Origin of the sequence: Caldimonas manganoxidans ATCC BAA-369 (assembly GCF_000381125.1) — a bacterium.
GTDB classification, from domain to species: domain Bacteria; phylum Pseudomonadota; class Gammaproteobacteria; order Burkholderiales; family Burkholderiaceae_C; genus Caldimonas; species Caldimonas manganoxidans.
Genome location: NZ_KB906001.1, coordinates 1 through 2,170, shown reverse-complemented (window position 1 = coordinate 2,170; position 2,170 = coordinate 1). Strand labels below are relative to the sequence as shown.

Below are 2,170 nucleotides of genomic sequence, written 5' to 3'. Positions count from 1 at the left end.
CCTCAGCGTGCAATGCCCCGGCACCTTGCGCGTGCAGGCCGCGCAGATCCGCATGGTGGGGCCGGCTCGGGTACAGCTGCCCTTGCCGCTGATGCCCCAAGCCGAGCTGAGACTGCCGCAGGATTTTCCGTTTTCAGGCTGAAGCGCCGCCTACAGTGCCGATTGACCACATGTTGATCAGCCCCCCCTTTCTTCCCGAACCCGGCTCACTGAGCGAGCAAGACTGGCTGGAAGCGGCCATGCCCGAATGCGAGCATGGCGTCTTTCCCGTGAGTTACCGACTTGGCTGGCACGGGGGCCGGCATTTACAGGCCCCGCGACAAGATGGCCACACCCCCGAGTACGTGCGCGCGATTGCCGACGGGCAGGTCATCTTCACTCGCCCGCCCAGCCAGCACAGCGCCTTGAACTATGCCGGCGGTTACACCAGCGACGGCGTGGTCGTCATCTGTCACGACACCGAAATCGGCGCCGATGCGCAAAACCAACCCACGATCGTGCGGTTTTACTCGGTCTACATGCACCTGCACCGCATCGAGCCCACCGTGCAGCAAGGCCGGCGCCTGTACCGCAAAGACGTGATCGGTCAGGCAGGCCACATCCTGGGGCAGCCCCACTGCTTCCAGCTCGACATCTGCCTGGATGACGACAATGTACGCCGCCTGGTGGGGCGGCTGCACGGCACGCTGCCGCTCGATCAAGAAGGCCGCACAGATGCGCTGTACGGGGACGCCTATGTTTACCTTCCCCCGGGCACTGCCGTCTATGAACGCCTTCCTGACCAGCCGACGCAGCGGCCCATGACGCACAGCCCCGAGGCTTGGTTCATTGGTCTGAACTACACGCAGGGGGCGCTGAGCGTGACCACCTACGCCGAGGACGGGCGAGTGCTGGGGCGCTTGGCCGCCCAGCGCGAAGCCGAGTATGGGCTGTACGAGCAGGCCTTGCAGCTGGCCAAGCAGTACCAAGCGGCGCCTGCGGCCTGCTACGAGTTGCTGCGTTGGGCCCGCGTGCTGGGGCCGCACCCGGTGCCGGCGCAGCTGCCGCACTGGCAGCGCATTGCCACGCCGCATGGCCCGGGCTGGGTGAATCTGCGCGCCCCTGGGACGCGTGCATACAGCGATGCGGATTTTCCGCACTGGCGCGGTTGGACCTTGGTGGATGACAGCGCCGATGGTGACAGCCGCTGCGACTCACCGACCATATGGCGGATGCTGGATGCCGACGGTGACGGCCGGCTGAGCATGCAAGAAGCCCAGGGGCGGCTGGCCCAAGCCGAGGTGCGCCAGCGCCTGGCGCGCACGATTTGCAAGTTTGCCAGCGAGTGGGATGCCTCCACGCTGCAGGCGCGCTGGGGCTGGTTGCGCCAGCCCAGCCCACAGCACCCGCCGGGCATGAGCGATGAGGACTGGCAGCGCTTTTGCGCGCATGCGCAGGCCTTGTGCTTTGAGTGCCCGCAGCTGTTCCAGGCGCAGTGGCATGTCGATCCGAAGGCGTTCATCGGCCACATGCGCCGCTGTGGATGGCGTTCCGAGCAAGAGCTGGTGCAGTTGGTGCCCAGCCATGCCATGCGCACCACCAAGCGCGATCGGCAACGGGTCGTGCTGTGGGAGGAGGTGGCGGATGTCAAGACGACGAGAAATCGGCGGCCCATCCTACCGCTCCATCGCATTGCCCTGAACAAGATGCTGCGCATCTATGGCATTGACACGCCGCTGCGGCAGGCCTGCTTTTTCGGCAACTCGATTCAGGAGACCGGGTGGCTTCAAAGACTGTCTGAACTACAAGGGGAAAGCTTGTGGTACGCCCCGTGGTATGGAAGGGGCTTTTTACAGCTGACCGGCCCGGGCAACTACTGTGAGTATTGGCGCTGGCGCGGACGGCAGGTGCCGCAGGACTTGCAGCGCGCGCTGACGCAAGCCTACGAGGCCACCTATCGGCTGCCGGGGCCGCAGCGATCCAACGAGCGTTTGAAAGACGCTCACTTCCCGCAGTTGACACAGGAGATGGTGCGCTGGCGAGTTCAAATTGAGAGCGGTGACAGAAGTATTCCAGAGCCCGAAGAAAATCGTTGGGCTCCATCAGACAGTGCTGGTTTTTACTGGCTGAAGACTGGCATGGCCCGGTATGCCGATGAAGCCCACGAGGTGCAGCGCCAGGTCGTGTGGAC

1 protein-coding gene is annotated in these 2,170 nt (G+C 64.6%); it reads left to right on the top strand.

Features of this window, described 5'->3' with window-relative positions; all coding sequences use genetic code 11:
* Positions 1 to 170: 170 nt before the first annotated feature.
* Positions 171 to 2,170 (top strand): M23 family metallopeptidase (locus F615_RS19085; protein ID WP_019562386.1); only part of this gene is annotated, 2,000 nt, incomplete at its 3' end.